Raw genomic sequence first — 14,182 nt, 5'->3', positions numbered from 1 at the left:
CAGCGCGGCGTCAGGACGGCGCCCGCGCCATGCTCTCCGCGGCCTGCGCGATGCGTTGAGCCAGCAGCGTGGCCGCCGCCTGGCGGCTATGGTGCGGGCGCTCCACTAGCCCGATCTCGCGATGGAAGGTGTCATCGCCGAGGCTGAGCGGCACCACGCCTTTTGGCCATGGCGTCGTGCCGCTGATTGGCACCAGCGCGACACCAAGGCCGCGCTGCACCAGCTGCGCGATGCCCTGCAACTCGTCCAGTTCGATCGCGTCTCTAACCGGGATACGCGCACGGCGCAGGAACTGGTCGACCACGCGCCCGCCGAAAGAGCCGCGGTCATAGCGGATAAACGGCTCGCTCTCCAGCAACTCGCGCCATGGCCGCTTGCCGTGGGCGCGAGGGACCAGCAGTACGAACGGTTCGGCCAGCAGCGTGCGCCACCGCAGGTCGGAAGGCAACGCGAAGGGCGGCTTGATCATTACCGCGATATCGATTTCGCCCGAATCGACCTGGCCCAGCAGGTTCAGCGAGACCCCCGGCACCAGCCTGATCCGGTATCCCGGCATCTCATGCCGGAAGCCGGCCAGCGCATCGGCAAGGAACGAAACATGGACCGATGCAATCGCGCCGATGCGGACCAGCCCGGTGCGCGGGCTGCCCGCATGGCGGCCGAGCCTGGCATACACCACCATCAGCTCTTCGGCCACCGCCAGCGTTTCGCGGCCATCGGCATTGAGCACGGCCGCACGGCCGGTGCGGTCGAACAGCGCAAAGCCCAGTTCCTGTTCCAGCCGCTGGATCTGTGCGCTGACCGCCGATTGCGTCAGCCCGATATGGGCGGCCGCGTTGGCAAAGGTGCCGTAGCGGACTACCGCGAGGAAAGTCTGGAGTTCGCGCAGCATCGCGACTGATCGAAATATTTGTTGCTCAGGGCAAAAATATATCGCTTTTCATGGTGAGTGGCGATGCTTAGACTAAGCGGACGGTGGCGGTTTCGAAAGCGGTTTCGAAAGCGGTTTCGAAACGGTTGCCAAAAGCCGGCCCACAGCCGCCGCCTGGTTCATTCCCCACTTAGCCTCACTTGGTTCCGAGCCCATGATCACTGCCGCCCCCCGCATTCCTCCCTTCCACCTCGCCTTCCCGGTGCGCGATCTTGCCGAGGCGCGCGCCTTCTATGGCGAGCTGCTCGGCTGCCCGGAAGGGCGCAGCTCGCCGGACTGGATCGACTTCAACTTCTTCGGCCACCAGATCGTGGCGCACCTGGCTCCGGAAGAAATCGGCCACAGCAAGACCAGCGCGGTCGATGGCGACCAGGTGCCGGTGCGGCACTTCGGCGCGGTGCTGTCGATTCCCGAATGGGAAGCGATGGCCGAAAAGCTGCGGGCGGCAGGCGTGGCGTTCATCATCGAACCCCATATCCGCTTCAAGGGCGAGCCTGGCGAGCAGGCCACCATGTTCTTCCTCGATCCGTCGGGCAACGCGCTGGAGATCAAGGCCTTCGCCGACCTGTCATCGTTGTTCGCCAAGTAAGGCGACAACGCGCGTTGGAGAGGCGCAGGCAGCCGCTCCGGCCGCCGCCTGCGCGCCTGGTGCCTCAACTGGCACCGGCCGCCGTCAGGGCCTCGATCTCCGCATCGAGCATCCCGATCGATCGCAGCACGGCGACGGAATGCTCGCCCACGGAGGGCACATCGCCCATGCACGCGGCCACGCCCGACAGCGTCGCGGGCGGCAACAATGCCTGCACCATGCCACCGGGCGTGCGCACATCACGCCAGCGATCGCGCGCGGCGAGCTGCGGATGACGCCACAGGTCGTGCATGTCGTTCAACGGCGAATTGGCGATCCCACCGCGATCAAGCCGCTCGACCAGCTGCTCGCGAGTCATGTCGCGCAGGTGCCGGCCAATCTCCTGGTCCAGCTCGGCACGGTTGGCAACGCGCAGCAGGTTTGAGTTGAAGCGCGCGTCGGCGGCCAGCGCGGGGTCTTCCAGCACGTCCACGCAGAAGCGCTGCCATTCGCGTTCGTTCTGCAGTCCGAAGATCACGCTGGCACCGTCGCCAGTCTGGTACTGCCCGTAGGGTGCGATGCCGGGGTGCGCCACGCCATTGCGCGCAGGCGGCGTGCCACCGTAGTGGGCGAAGTTCAGCGGGTACGACATCCATTCACCGAGCGCCTCGAGCATGGTGACTTCGACGCGCACGCCGGTGCCGGTGCGAGCGCGCTGCAGCAGCGCCGAGAGGATGCCGGTATAGGCATACATGCCCGCGGCGATGTCGGCGATCGAGATGCCGGTGCGCGACGGCGCGCCGTCGGTGCCGGTCACCGAGATCAGCCCGGCTGCCGCCTGGATCAGCAAGTCGTAGGCCTTCTTGTCGCGGTACGGGCCGCTGTCGCCATAGCCGGAGATATCGCAAACGATCAGCCGGGGAAAGTCCTCATGCAATGACGCGAAATCCAGCCCCATGCGCTGGGCCGCACCGGGGGCCAGGTTCTGGATCAGGACGTCGGCCTCGGCAAGCAGCTTGCGCACCACGGCCTTTGCCTCCGGCTTCTTCAGGTCGAGCGCCAGGCTTTCCTTGCCGCGGTTGGCCCAGACGAAGAAAGACGACTGGCCGTGCACGGTGTGGTCATAGTCGCGGGCGAAATCGCCCACGCCGGTGCGTTCCACCTTGATGACACGCGCACCGAGATCGGCGAGCTGGCGGCTGGCGAAGGGCGCGGCGACGGCGTGCTCTAGCGCCAGGACGGTGATGCCATCGAGCGGGCGTGGAGTTGTTTGCATGGCAGGAAGCGGTAGTGTTCTTGGCGGCACGCTGGCCGGGGCGAGCCAGTATAGGAACAGTGCTTTCTGCCCGGGAAGTCGATATTTCCAAAGGGCCGTTCGAGCATTTCAAACGCTTCGAACACCTGCCTGCTAAGCCGCCTCGGGTGTCCCCCACTCGGCGACGTAGCGGATAAAGTCCCGCGTATAGGCCGGCAGCGCCTTCTGGCTCCTTACCACGATGCGCTGCTCGCGCCGCGCCCAGGCTTCGTCCAACGCCACGCCTTCGACCGTGCCCTGCGCAATCAGCGGACCCGCCACGGAACGCGGTACCAGCGAAATGCCGGCACCTTCCTGCACGCAGCGCAAGGCGGCGACAAAGTCGGGCGCATGCACGCGCACGCGCGGCTTGATGCCGGCCCGCGCCGCCATGTCGGCCAGGAACAGGAAGTTGCTGCTCTTGCTGCCGACCGTCACCAGGTCATGCTCCAGCGCCTGCGCCAGGCTGACTTTGTCGAGCATGCCCAGCGCGTGCCGTGCCGGCACCACGAACATCAGTTCATCGATGCCGTAGCGGATGAACTCCAGCCCGCGCAGGTCGATGGCGCCCGCCACCAGGCCGACGTCGGCGCGGCCTTCGATCACCGCGCGCACGCTGTCTTCGCTCAGGTGCTCTTCGAGATCGACGTTGACGTTGGGGTACGCAGCCAGGAAGCGGCTCAGCGCCGCCGGCAGGCTGGCCATGGTGCTGCTGTTGGCGTAGACCCGGATATGTCCTTCGATGCCGTCGGTATGGCGCTGCATCTCGCGCTGCAGGCGTTCCACGTTTTCCATGATGGCCTGCGCGTAGCGCATGACCGTCTCGCCGGCCGGCGTCAGCGCCATGCCTTTCTGCGTGCGGTTGAACAGCGGGACGCCCATCGCCTGTTCCAGGTTCTTGAGGCGGTAGCTGGCCGAAGGCGCCGTCAGGTGCACATCCGAGGCGCCGCCGGTGACGCTCCTGGCCTGTGCGATGGCGAGGAATACGCGCAGGTCGGTCAGTTCGAAACGCATGCTTGTCTCCGGTTTCCAGCGACGCCGGCGGGCGCTTTAGAAGATTTCTAACGGGACCCGTGGCGCTTTCGACTGGTGTGTGCTGCAGGTCGGATTCTATATTTCCGCTCGTCGCGGCAGCCAGTCCTCATGGCGATGCCGAGAACCAGAATCAGGAGACCGACATGACTTCAAACTTGCGCAGGATCGCCACCGCCCTGGGCAGCGCCGCGGCATTGCTGGCCTGTGTGTCGCCGGCAGCGGCACAGGCCGACTACCCCGTGCGGCCGGTGCGGCTGATCGTGCCCTACGCCGCCGGCGGGCCGACCGACACCTTTGCGCGCGCCTTGGCGGCCAGTTGGGGCGGCAAGCTCAACACGCCGGTGGTTGTCGAAAACCGTTCGGGCGCGGGCACCGTCGTCGGGACGGAAGTCGCGGCCAAGGCCGCGCCGGATGGCTACACGCTGCTGCTGACTACGGTCGCGCATGCCGTCAACCCGAGTATCCACGCACGACTGCCATATCGCACGGTGGAGGATTTCGCGCCCGTCGGGCTGGCGGCGCGGGCGCCGCTGGTGCTGGTGGTCAACAAGAACGTGCCCGCCCGGACGCTGCCGGAATTCATCGCCTACCTCAAGTCGCGCCCCGGGAAGGTCAACTATGGCTCGGCCGGTATCGGCAGCGCCCCGCACCTGGCCGGCGAGCTGCTGAACTACACCGCGGGCACCCAGGCCGTCCACGTGCCCTATCGCGGCAGCGCGCCGGCCATGGCCGACCTGATTGGCGGCCATGTCGAATTCATGATTGACAGCGCGCCGACCGGCCTGGCGCAGGTGCGTGCGGACACGGTGCGACTGCTGGGGACATCGATGGCCAAACGGCTGCCGCAGACCAGTAACACGCCCGCGATCGCCGAAGCGGTCGCCGGCTACGAGGCCTATACCTGGAACGCCGTCTTCGCACCAGCCCAGACGCCGCCTGCGGTGATCCAGAAGCTATCGGCAACGCTTGGCGAGGCGCTCGGCGATCCGGCGCTGCAGAGCAAGGCCTACGAGCTCGGGCTGGTGCTGGAAAGCAAGCCGACGCCGCAGGGCCTGCGTGATTTCCTGCGTGCCGAACTGGTCAAGTGGAAACGCGTGGCCGTCGCGACCAGCATGAAGGCGGAATGACCGGGCTCCCGGCGTACCGCGAGCGTTTCCCACCGCAACAAGGAGAACCGATGAAGGCCTACCAGCTTTGCCCGCAACGCTACTTCGAGGATTTCGAGCTCGGCGAGCGTTCCAACCTGCCGTCCCGCACCATGACCGACGCGCTGTTCGCCGCCTTCCAGCTGGCCAGCGGCGACAACCATCCCGTCCACTACGACGTTGAATACTGCCGCGCGCATGGTATGCCGCACATGCTCGCGCACGGCTTCCAGGTCGTGATCCAGACCGCGGCAGGGGCGGGGCTGTTCCCGCATATGGTCGAGGAATCGCTCAAGGGCTTTATCGAGCAAAGCAGCCGTTTCCTTGCCCCGGTCTACGTCGGCGATACCCTGTACAGCAGCCTCACGGTCAGCGAGCTGGTGCCGGGGCGCACCACCGGCGTGCTGGCGATGCGCTCCGAGGTGCGCAACCAGAACGACGTGTGCGTGATGGAGGGGACGCAGCGCTACCTGCTGCGCAAGCGCAGCGCCGGCGCGGGCTGATGCGGCCCGGCCGGCCATCCGCGAGCGGTGCCTGGGGCATCGTTCCAGCGACAGGACGCTGCGATGCGCCGGCGTCGTCTACCGCACCTGGCGCGCGACACCTATGATCGATCCATCAACCTGGCGCCGGCCACCTCGGCAAAATCCCTCGCATCGAGGGCTGTCCCGGCCGGCACTTCCGGAGATCGACATGAAGCGCATCCTGGGTGTCTACAGCGCACCGCGTTCGCACTGGGTCGGAGACGGCTTTCCGGTGCGTTCGATGTTCACTTACCAGAGCCATGGCAGGCAGCTCAGCCCGTTCCTGCTGCTGGACTATGCCGGCCCGGCGGACTTTACGCCAACGCAGGCGCCACGCGGCGTGGGCCAGCATCCGCATCGGGGCTTCGAGACGGTGACGATCGTCTACAAGGGCGAAGTTGCGCACCGCGATTCGACTGGCCAGGGCGGCGTGATCGGGCCCGGCGATGTGCAGTGGATGACCGCGGGCGCGGGCATCCTGCATGAAGAGTTCCATTCGCCTGCCTTCAGCCGCAGCGGCGGCGCGCTGGAAATGGTGCAACTGTGGGTCAACCTGCCTGCCCGCGACAAGATGGCCACACCCGGGTACCAGGCCATCGTCGACCGCGATATTCCCGAGGTGGCGCTGCCCGATGGCGCGGGCAGCGTGCGCGTGATCGCGGGCGAGTACGGTGGCAAGGCGGGCCCGGCCCGCACCTTTACGCCGATGCACGTATGGGACATGCGCCTGCAGCAGGGCGGCGCGGTAAAGATGCCACTGCCCGATGGCTGGCATACGGCGCTGATCGTGCTGCGCGGCCGGGTCACCGTCAATGCCGAGGCCACGGTCCGGGATGCCGAGATGGTGGTGCTGGACGGGGCCGGTGACGGTGTCACGCTAGAGGCGGGCAGCGACGCGGTGGTGCTGCTGCTCAGCGGCGAGCCGATCGACGAACCCATCGTCGGCCACGGTCCGTTCGTGATGAATACCGAGGCGGAAATCGAGCAGGCCTTCCGGGATTTCAGCAGCGGACGCTTCGGCAATATGGCGGCGTCCGCCGGCCCGCGCGGGTGAGAAGAAAAGGGCCCGCTTGGCCCTTGCAGGAACTGCAATCCGGAGAACTTACTGCACGTTGCCAGCGACCGCGATTACCTGGCCGGTGATGTAGTTCGAATCCGGCGAGCAGAAGAGGTACACGCCGCCTGCCGCTTCCTCCGGCGTGCCGCCGCGGCCGAGCGGGTTGCGCTGAGCATGCGCCTTGAGCATTTCCGGGTTCAGGCCGACGCGGATCTCGCGGCCTTCGATGTTGACCGTGGCACCGGCATGCGCGTCGGCCGAGGTCATGCGGGTGTGGATCAGGCCGAAGGCCACCGCGTTCACGTTGACGTTGAAGCGGCCCCATTCGCGCGCCATCGCACGGGTCATGCCGATCACGCCGGCCTTGGCGCCGGAGTAGTTGATCTGGCCGGCGTTGCCGTTCAGGCCGGAAGTCGACGAGATATTGACGATCTTGCGGTACACCTCGCGGCCGGCTTCCTTGTCGGCTGCCGCCAGCGCCTTGATATGCGGGTAGGCAGCGCGCAGAATGCGGAACGGCGCGGTCATGTGGCAATCCAGGATGGCGTACCACTGCTCGTCGCTCATCTTCTGCACCACGTCGTCCCAGGTGAAGCCGGCGTTGTTGACGATGATGTCGATGCTCTTGAAGGTGCTCATCGCCGTGTTGACGAAGCGGTCGGCAAAATCCGGCGCACTCACGTTGCCCACGCACGCCACCGCTTCCACGCCCATCGCTTTCAGTTCTTCCACCGTCTGCTGTGCTGGTTCGGCGTCGAGGTCGTTGATGACCAGGCGCGCGCCCTCGCGCGCCAGGCGCATGGCGATCGCATTGCCGATGCCGCGGCCCGAACCGGTGACCAGTGCCACCTTGCCTTCAAGTGCTCCCATTGCTGACTCCTTTGTGCTCGATTGAATTTACAGGGCGACGACGGCGTCGCCGAGGATCTTGGTTTCGCCGAACTGGTTGGCGGTCTGGATTTCCAGCTTGATGCACCGCTCTTTGCCATTCGGACCGTCCACTTCCAGCATTTCCACCACGCGGCCGCTGCAGGTAATGCGATGGCCCAGGTGCGTGATGCCGACGAAGCGCACGCCGAACTGGCGCAGCTGGCGCTGGTCGACCCACTGCGTCAGCAGGCGGCCGAGGTAGGCCATCGACAGCATGCCGTGCGCGAACACGTCGGGCATGCCCGCCTTGCGTGCATAGTCGGTGTCGATATGGATGGCGTTGTGGTCGTTCGACGCGCCGGCAAACAGCGCCAGCGTGGTGCGGTTGATCGGTTCCAGCGTCAGCGGCGGCAGGGTATCGCCCAGCTTGACCTGGTCGAGGCTCAGTTTGCTCATGTGTGGGTCTCCGTTCAGCCGTTGCGTTGCACCAGCACGCTGCGCAGGTCGGCAATGTGCGCGCCGTCCTGGCTGGTCACGCGGGTTTCGCGCACCACGAAATCCAGCGCGCCGTTCTTCTTGTCGTAGATGTCGGTGATGGTGCTCTGGAAGTGCAGCGTATCGCCGGCATACGCCATGCGGTGGTAGTTGAAGGACTGCTCGCCGTGCAGGATGCGCGACGGCACGATGCCGAGCTCGTCGCGCCAGGCGGTGGACGGCTGCGTCAGCTCGAGCGAGAACAGGAAGGTGGGCGGCAGCGGCAGGCCCGGATGGCCGGCATCGCACGCCGCGGCTTCGTCGAGGTAGACCGGGTCGGTCTGGCCGGTGGCCTTGGCGAAGAAGCGCAACTGGCTGGCCGGCGCGGACGCGCGGAAATCCGCGATGACCTTGCCGATGTGTTTCTTGTCGATCATGGATAGTCTCCCGTGGATACGTGCGCTCAGGCGTGCTTCTGGTAAAGGGTCACGACGCAGGCACCGCCCAGCCCCAGGTTGTGCGTCAGCGCCAGCCGCGCGCCTTCCACCTGGCGCTTGTCAGCGGTGCCGCGCAGCTGCCGGACCATCTCGAAGCACTGCGCCAGGCCGGTGGCGCCCAGCGGGTGGCCCTTGGACAGCAGGCCGCCCGACGGGTTGACCACCCACTTGCCGCCGTAGGTGTTGTCGCCGTCGTTGACCAGCTTCTCGGCGCCGCCTTCCTCGCACAGGCCCAGGCCTTCATAGGTGAGCAGCTCGTTCTGCGCGAAGCAGTCGTGCAGTTCGATCACGTCGATGTCCTGCGGGCCGATGCCGGCCTGCTCGTACACCAGTTGCGAGCCCTCGCGCGTCATGTCGAAGCCGACCACGCGGATCATGTCGCGCGCGTCGTAGGTGCTGGGCCGGTCGGTGGTCAGGGACTGGCCGGCGATCAGCACATCGGTCTTCAGTCCCTTCTTGCGCGCGAACTCCTCCGACACCACGATCGCGGCCGCAGCGCCGCAGGTCGGCGGGCACGCCATCAGGCGCGTCAGCACGCCTTCCCACAGCGCCGGCGCGGCCAGCACTTCTTCGGGAGTCAAGACGTTGCGGAACACTGCCAGCGGATTATTGGCGGCATGGCGGCTGGCCTTGGCGCGGATCTTGGCGAAGGTCGCTAGGCTGGTGCCGTACTTTTCCATGTGGGCCTTGCCGGCGCCCGAGAACTGGCGGATGGCGTTGGGCAGGTCCTTGCGTTCGACCAGCTCGTCGACCAGGTTGAGCGCGCGCTCCAGCGCCGGGGCGCGGTCGTCCCAGCGCGACTTGAGCGCGCCGGGCTGCATGTACTCGAAGCCGACTGCCAGGGCGCAATCCACCGCGCCGCTCTGCACGGCCTGGCGCGCCAGGAACAGCGCGGTCGAGCCAGTGGCGCAGTTGTTGTTGACGTTGACCACGGGGATGCCGGTCATGCCGACCTGGTACAGCGCCTTCTGGCCGCAGGTGGAATCGCCGTAGACGTAGCCGGCGTAGGCCTGCTGCACGTCTTCATAGCCCAGGCCGGCGTCTTCCAGTGCCTGGCGCACGGCCGTTGCGCCCATCACGTCATAGGTGTCGCTGCTGCCCGGCTTCTTGAACGGGATCATGCCGGCGCCGGCGACAAAAACCTTGCGAGTCATTTGTGTCCTCCGATGGATGCTCTGGATCGGTGTGGGTTACAGCTTGCGCGAGATCAGTTCGCGCATCACTTCGCTGGTGCCGCCGTAGATGCGCGTGACGCGCGAATCGGCAAAGGCGCGCGCCACCGGGTACTCGAGCATGTAGCCGTAGCCGCCGTGCAGCTGCACCATCTGGTCCAGCGCCTGGCCCAGCGCCTCGGTCGCGTACAGCTTGGCCACCGCGGCTTCTTCCAGCGTGAGGCGGCGGCGGATGTGCTCGCCCAGGTAGTGGTCGACCATCAGCCGCACGGCGATCGCCTGCGCCTTGATGTCGGCCAGCTTGAACTTGGTGTTCTGGAAGTCCCACACGGTCTGGTTGAAGGCCTTGCGGTCCTTGACGTAGGCCAGCGTGTGCTCCAGCGAGACTTCGAGCTTGGCCGCCGCGCTGATGGCGATCGACAGGCGTTCCTGCGGCAGCTCGGCCATCAGGTAGCCGAACCCCTTGCCTTCCTCGCCAAGCAGGTTGGTCACCGGCACGCGCACGTTGTCGAAGAACAGCTCGGCGGTGTCCTGTGCGTGCTGGCCGACCTTGTCGAGCTTGCGGCCGCGGCGGAAGCCTTCGCGGTCGGCTTCGACCACGATCAGGCTGACGCCGCGCGAGCCGGCGCTCGGGTCGGTCTTGCAGACCATGATGATCAGGTCGGCGTTCAGGCCATTGGAGATGAAGGTCTTGCTGCCGTTGATGATGTATTCGTCGCCCTCGCGGATCGCGGTGGTGCGGATCGCCTTGAGGTCGCTGCCGGTGCCGGGCTCGGTCATGCCGATCGCCAGGATGTATTCGCCCGAGCAGACCTTGGGCAGCCAGCGCTGCTTCTGTTCCTCGTTGCCGATGCGGGCGATGTACGGCGCGATGATGTCCGAGTGCACGCCGAAGCCCGGGCCGCTGACGCCGGCGCGCGCCTGCTCTTCGTTGAAGATGGCGGAGTGGCCGAAGTCGCCGCCGCCGCCGCCGTACTCGGTCGGCAGCGTCACGCACAGCAGGCCTTCGCGGCCGGCCTTGAGCCAGGTCTCGCGGTCGACCTTTCCGGCGTTGTCCCACTCGGCCTGCCGGGGCACGCATTCGCGTTCAAGGAAGCGGCGCACCGTGGTGCGGAACATCTCGTGGTCGTCGCGGAAAATCGTGCGTTGGATTTCCATGGAGGTCTCCGATGTCAGCCCGCAAGTTGGTGCCCGCGGCGTGCGGTCTGCGGCGTGACGAGTATTCTGGGAAAGCGGTTCGGGCACAGGCGGCTGGCCGGTTGTGGCCCGCGCCACTGGCATGTCGCTAAGGTACTTGGGGGGAGGGGGACGCGAACACCACCCGCGTCAGGTGGTGGAGTGGGCGCGGGCTGCCGCGCCGGCGGGCGGGGGAGGCGGCGCGGTATCAGGCGCGCGCCGCGGAGAGGGAGGGGGAGAGGGGGAGAGGGGGAGAGGGGGAGAGCGAGGGCAGTGAGCCCTCTGGCGCGCTTGAGCGTGTCAGCGCGCTCCGTCGGCCGGCTGGCTGCCCTGGCCGAGTTCGCGGTCGCGCACGCGTGCCACCGCCTCGTCGCGGCTGCTCACGCCGAGCTTGCGGAAAATGTTGCGCAGGTGCCATTTCACCGTCTCCGGCGACAGGCCCAGCGTGCGCGCGATCTTCTTGTTGGGCAGCGCCTGGCCGAGCAGGCGCACCACGTCGGCTTCGCGCTCGCTCAGTTCTTCGGTGCGGCCCTCCGCCAACCCCGCGGGCGCCTCGCCGGCCGCCGCTGTGGCGGCCGGTGCCCGCTGCGGCATGGCCTGCTGCAGCCGTTCGATGTAGAACGCCAGCACCGGGTCGAGCCCGGGCATGCCGGCGATGTCTTCGATCTGCCGCATCGCACCCGGGTAGGCATCGATCAGGCTGCGCATCAGCCCGAGACGGTGCCCACGGCGCAGGCCTTCGAGTGCATGCTCGCGAGCGGCTTCCGGATCGCCGCGGCGCATGGCGACGCCCGCGGCCAGCATGTGCAGCTGCGCCACGTGGCGCTGCCAGCCGCGCGTCTCGCAGTAGGCGATCAACGGTGCCAGCCGGGTCCAGGCGGCGCGCAGGTCGTCGTGCGCCATGCTTGCCTGGATGTGCGCGCGCTCGGTCACCATGTGGATCGCGTCGAGGAAGCCGCGCGGCGTATCGCGGTGGCGCGCGGCAATGGCATCGAGCCGCGCCAGCACCGCTTCGGCCGTGGCGATGTCGCCACTGGCCAGGTGCAGGCGAACCTGGTTGGAGAGGCTCTGCGCCACCAGTCGGTCCAGGCCCTGCTGCATGCCGTAATCCTCCAGCCGCTCCAGCTGCGCGAACGCATCGAGCCGGTGGCCGATGATCCAGTGCGCGGCGGCCAGCACGATATGCACGCGCAGCACGGAATCAGGGATGGACACGCGTTCCAGCACGTCGACGCGGTCTTCGAGCAGCTTGCGCGCGGCGTCCAGGTCATTGTGCTCGTACAGCACTTCGCCCAGCAGTGCGGCGGCAAAGTACTCCGGCTCGGCACCGGCGCCGCCGTGCCCCACCTGCTCCACTTCGCGCAGCACGTCGCGGCTGATGCGCTCAACCTGCGTCACGTTGCCTTGCATCGCATGGCTGAACCCGGCCAGGCAGCGGCCATTGAGCATGCCGCTGGCGGTGCCCTGCAGCGGCACGCCGTCGACCAGCAGCGGCGGCGTTTCGGCATGGAGCGCGCGGGCGCGCTCGTAGTCGCCCAGGTGCATGTACAGCAGCGACAGCAGGTTGTTGCGCGAGCCCATGTAGAAGGGCGCGATATCCGCCGGGGCGGCTTCGATTTCAGGCAGCAGCGCGAGCGCGCCGGCGGTGTCGTCGCGCAGCAGCACCAGGCTGAAGCGCAGCAGCGCCAGCCGGTAGCGCAGCGAGGCGTTGCCGGGCCCGGGGCCGATATCGGCTTCGAGCCGGTCGGCCGCGGCGGAAAGGCCGTCGAGGTCGCGCGTGAGCATCTGCATGCGCAGCGTCAGCAGCCGCAGTTCCGGGCGCGCCTGGATTTCGTTGGCGGGCACCAGGCGCAGCAGTCCGAGCGCCTTGCGCACTTCGCCGCGCGCCATCAGCGTGTCGGAATAACGTTCCACCAGCTCGGCCGCGGTGCCGGCATCTCCGGCGAGTACGGCGTGGTGGACCGCCTCCGCCAGCATGCGATGGTCGCGGAACCAGCGCCAGGCGGCCCCGTGGATGGCGCGCTGCTGCGCCTCACCGCGCGCGCGGAAACGCTCGGCCAGGGTTTCGCGCAGCAGCGGGTGCAGACGGTACCAGGCTTCGCGCTCGGGGCCGGGCGTGGGGGTGATGAAGAGGTTCTCCTGCTCCAGCCGCGTGAGCAGGGCGAGCACCTCGTGCTCGCCCATCGCCTGTTCGCCCAGCGCCTGGCACAGCGATGCGGTAAAGCGTTCGCACGCGGCGGCGCGCACCAGCAGCTCGGCTTCGTCGGGCGCCAGCCGCGACAGGACTTCGCGCTCGAAATATTCGGCGAAGGCGCCGGCGTCCTGCACGTTGGCCTGGACGAAGCCGCTGGCAACGGAGATGCCGCTGGCGTTGGCCTTCTTGCGTTTCCAGTGCGCGGCGAACAGTTGCAGGCCGGCGACCCAGCCGTCAGCCAGCTCGTGCAGCAGGCGCGCATCGCGCGCGCTGATCTCGCCCAGCTGGGCGCGCAGGAAATGCTGTGATTCGGCCAGCGTGAAGCGCAGGTCGCGCTGGTCCAGTTCCAGCAGCAGGCCCTGGTCGCGCAGGCGCCCCAGCGACAGCGGCAGCGCCGCGCGCGTGGCGAGCACCACGTGGAAGTTGGGCGGGGCGTAGTCGAGCAGCCATTGCAGCGGCTGCAGCACGCGTGCGGAGCCCAGGTGATGTACGTCGTCGAGCACCAGCGTCACTTCACGCGGATGCGCGCCGATGCCGCGCACCAGCGCGACGATGGCGCGTTCGACGGCTTCGTCGTCGGTGCCGCGCTCGACCAGCAGCGCGGCCTCGCGAGTGATGTCGGCGCTGATTTCGGCCAGGCAGGCGAGCACGCGGTCGAGCCAGCGCTGGCGCTCGTTGTCGGTGGGTTCCAGCGCCAGCGTGGCCATGTCGAAGCCCAGCGCCAGCAGGTCCAGGCGCCAGGCGCTCAGCAGCGCGGTCTTGCCGTAGCCGGCCGGCCCCTGCAGCACCATGCAGCGCCGCCGGCGCGCTTCGGTCAGCTGCGCCAGCAGCCGTTCGCGCGCGACCACGCGCGCTGCGCTGCGCAGCGATGCCGGTCGCGACGGCGGCGAGGGCAGCGTGGTGGACTGGCTGCTGGCTGGCCACGGAGGGTTGGCTGGCGAGTGGGGCATCGGAACGGCGGGATATGTAAGCCTGCGCAAGCGCTATGCAAGCGGCTGCGCTGGCTCGCAGGCGCCAGGGCGTCCAGCCCTGGGGGGACAAAGGGCAGCTGTTGCCGCGATTGTATGGCAGAAGCCGCGGCCCGGCGATAGCGCCCCCGGCAGGACCGCAGGCATGCTGCCGCCCTGCCGTGTGATGAGCGCGCCAGGGCGCAGGCAGCACATGCGCGCCACCCGGAACAGGTGGGGGAGGGTTTGCCGGATGCCGGCCATTGCCAGGCTGCGCTTATAGTCGCCCCGCGAAGCG

The 14,182-nt window shown here is 67.7% G+C and carries 13 protein-coding genes; 4 read left to right on the top strand and 9 right to left on the bottom strand.

Annotated elements, in window-relative coordinates; genetic code table 11:
• Nucleotides 1-10 precede the first annotated feature (10 nt).
• Nucleotides 11-892, bottom strand: a complete 882-nt coding sequence (locus tag ACIP1U_RS09015) for a LysR family transcriptional regulator (protein ID WP_400314090.1) — start codon at nucleotides 890-892, stop codon at nucleotides 11-13.
• Between the two features lie 193 nt (nucleotides 893-1,085).
• Between ACIP1U_RS09015 and ACIP1U_RS09010 the strand changes: the two genes are divergently transcribed.
• Nucleotides 1,086-1,520, top strand: coding sequence for a VOC family protein (locus tag ACIP1U_RS09010; protein WP_400314088.1), 435 nt, complete (start codon nucleotides 1,086-1,088; stop codon nucleotides 1,518-1,520).
• Between the two features lie 64 nt (nucleotides 1,521-1,584).
• On the opposite strand, the gene ACIP1U_RS09005 is transcribed toward ACIP1U_RS09010, so the two are convergent.
• Both ACIP1U_RS09005 and ACIP1U_RS09000 read right to left on the bottom strand, forming a co-directional pair.
• A complete protein-coding gene (locus ACIP1U_RS09005) occupies nucleotides 1,585-2,775 on the bottom strand; it encodes a CaiB/BaiF CoA transferase family protein (RefSeq protein ID WP_400314087.1) in 1,191 nt (396 codons plus the stop codon).
• A 132-nt stretch (nucleotides 2,776-2,907) separates the two neighbouring features.
• Nucleotides 2,908-3,807, bottom strand: a complete 900-nt coding sequence (locus tag ACIP1U_RS09000) for a LysR family transcriptional regulator (protein WP_400314086.1) — start codon at nucleotides 3,805-3,807, stop codon at nucleotides 2,908-2,910.
• 164 nt (nucleotides 3,808-3,971) lie between these two features.
• Between ACIP1U_RS09000 and ACIP1U_RS08995 the strand changes: the two genes are divergently transcribed.
• The 3 genes from ACIP1U_RS08995 to ACIP1U_RS08985 all read left to right on the top strand — a co-directional run bounded on the left by ACIP1U_RS08995 (nucleotide 3,972) and on the right by ACIP1U_RS08985 (nucleotide 6,551).
• A complete protein-coding gene (locus tag ACIP1U_RS08995) occupies nucleotides 3,972-4,955 on the top strand; it encodes a tripartite tricarboxylate transporter substrate binding protein (RefSeq protein ID WP_400314085.1) in 984 nt (327 codons plus the stop codon).
• Between the two features lie 50 nt (nucleotides 4,956-5,005).
• The gene (locus ACIP1U_RS08990) at nucleotides 5,006-5,476 is read left to right on the top strand and encodes a MaoC family dehydratase (protein ID WP_400314083.1); all 471 of its coding nucleotides are present in this window, start codon (nucleotides 5,006-5,008) and stop codon (nucleotides 5,474-5,476) included.
• A 190-nt stretch (nucleotides 5,477-5,666) separates the two neighbouring features.
• Nucleotides 5,667-6,551 (top strand): pirin family protein, encoded by an 885-nt coding sequence (locus ACIP1U_RS08985; protein ID WP_400314081.1) that lies wholly within the window; start codon nucleotides 5,667-5,669, stop codon nucleotides 6,549-6,551.
• Nucleotides 6,552-6,599: 48 nt separating this feature from the next.
• Here ACIP1U_RS08985 and ACIP1U_RS08980 read toward each other — a convergent pair whose 3' ends face one another.
• The 6 genes from ACIP1U_RS08980 to ACIP1U_RS08955 form a co-directional block, all read right to left on the bottom strand.
• Nucleotides 6,600-7,424 (bottom strand): SDR family NAD(P)-dependent oxidoreductase, encoded by an 825-nt coding sequence (locus ACIP1U_RS08980; protein WP_400314077.1) that lies wholly within the window; start codon nucleotides 7,422-7,424, stop codon nucleotides 6,600-6,602.
• A 27-nt stretch (nucleotides 7,425-7,451) separates the two neighbouring features.
• A complete protein-coding gene (locus ACIP1U_RS08975; protein WP_400314076.1) occupies nucleotides 7,452-7,880 on the bottom strand; it encodes a MaoC family dehydratase in 429 nt (142 codons plus the stop codon).
• A 14-nt stretch (nucleotides 7,881-7,894) separates the two neighbouring features.
• Nucleotides 7,895-8,335 carry a MaoC family dehydratase N-terminal domain-containing protein gene (locus ACIP1U_RS08970; RefSeq protein ID WP_400314073.1) on the bottom strand — a complete coding sequence of 147 codons (441 nt, stop codon included), beginning with the start codon at nucleotides 8,333-8,335 and terminating at the stop codon, nucleotides 7,895-7,897.
• A gap of 26 nt (nucleotides 8,336-8,361) precedes the next feature.
• Entirely contained in the window at nucleotides 8,362-9,549 is a 1,188-nt protein-coding gene (locus tag ACIP1U_RS08965; RefSeq protein ID WP_400314071.1) for a lipid-transfer protein, read from the bottom strand.
• A gap of 36 nt (nucleotides 9,550-9,585) precedes the next feature.
• Entirely contained in the window at nucleotides 9,586-10,725 is a 1,140-nt protein-coding gene (locus tag ACIP1U_RS08960; protein ID WP_400314068.1) for an acyl-CoA dehydrogenase family protein, read from the bottom strand.
• Between the two features lie 318 nt (nucleotides 10,726-11,043).
• Entirely contained in the window at nucleotides 11,044-13,887 is a 2,844-nt protein-coding gene (locus tag ACIP1U_RS08955) for a LuxR C-terminal-related transcriptional regulator (RefSeq protein WP_400314067.1), read from the bottom strand.
• Nucleotides 13,888-14,182: the final 295 nt, after the last annotated feature.

Origin of the sequence: Cupriavidus sp. NPDC089707, from assembly GCF_044748965.1 — a bacterium.
In the GTDB taxonomy this organism is placed as follows: Bacteria; Pseudomonadota; Gammaproteobacteria; order Burkholderiales; family Burkholderiaceae; genus Cupriavidus.
This window is presented reverse-complemented; position numbering and strand designations above follow the sequence as displayed.

What these genes read in the sequence shown, in the direction of transcription:
- ACIP1U_RS09010 (WP_400314088.1), top strand. Translation starts at nt 1,086, where the DNA reads ATGATCACTGCCGCCCCCCGCATTCCTCCCTTCCACCTCGCCTTCCCG.
- ACIP1U_RS08970 (WP_400314073.1), bottom strand. Translation starts at nt 8,335, where the DNA reads ATGATCGACAAGAAACACATCGGCAAGGTCATCGCGGATTTCCGCGCG.
- ACIP1U_RS08985 (WP_400314081.1), top strand. Translation starts at nt 5,667, where the DNA reads ATGAAGCGCATCCTGGGTGTCTACAGCGCACCGCGTTCGCACTGGGTC.
- ACIP1U_RS09005 (WP_400314087.1), bottom strand. Translation starts at nt 2,775, where the DNA reads ATGCAAACAACTCCACGCCCGCTCGATGGCATCACCGTCCTGGCGCTA.
- ACIP1U_RS08975 (WP_400314076.1), bottom strand. Translation starts at nt 7,880, where the DNA reads ATGAGCAAACTGAGCCTCGACCAGGTCAAGCTGGGCGATACCCTGCCG.
- ACIP1U_RS08965 (WP_400314071.1), bottom strand. Translation starts at nt 9,549, where the DNA reads ATGACTCGCAAGGTTTTTGTCGCCGGCGCCGGCATGATCCCGTTCAAG.
- ACIP1U_RS08960 (WP_400314068.1), bottom strand. Translation starts at nt 10,725, where the DNA reads ATGGAAATCCAACGCACGATTTTCCGCGACGACCACGAGATGTTCCGC.
- ACIP1U_RS08995 (WP_400314085.1), top strand. Translation starts at nt 3,972, where the DNA reads ATGACTTCAAACTTGCGCAGGATCGCCACCGCCCTGGGCAGCGCCGCG.
- ACIP1U_RS09015 (WP_400314090.1), bottom strand. Translation starts at nt 892, where the DNA reads ATGCTGCGCGAACTCCAGACTTTCCTCGCGGTAGTCCGCTACGGCACC.
- ACIP1U_RS08990 (WP_400314083.1), top strand. Translation starts at nt 5,006, where the DNA reads ATGAAGGCCTACCAGCTTTGCCCGCAACGCTACTTCGAGGATTTCGAG.
- ACIP1U_RS08980 (WP_400314077.1), bottom strand. Translation starts at nt 7,424, where the DNA reads ATGGGAGCACTTGAAGGCAAGGTGGCACTGGTCACCGGTTCGGGCCGC.
- ACIP1U_RS09000 (WP_400314086.1), bottom strand. Translation starts at nt 3,807, where the DNA reads ATGCGTTTCGAACTGACCGACCTGCGCGTATTCCTCGCCATCGCACAG.
- ACIP1U_RS08955 (WP_400314067.1), bottom strand. Translation starts at nt 13,887, where the DNA reads ATGCCCCACTCGCCAGCCAACCCTCCGTGGCCAGCCAGCAGCCAGTCC.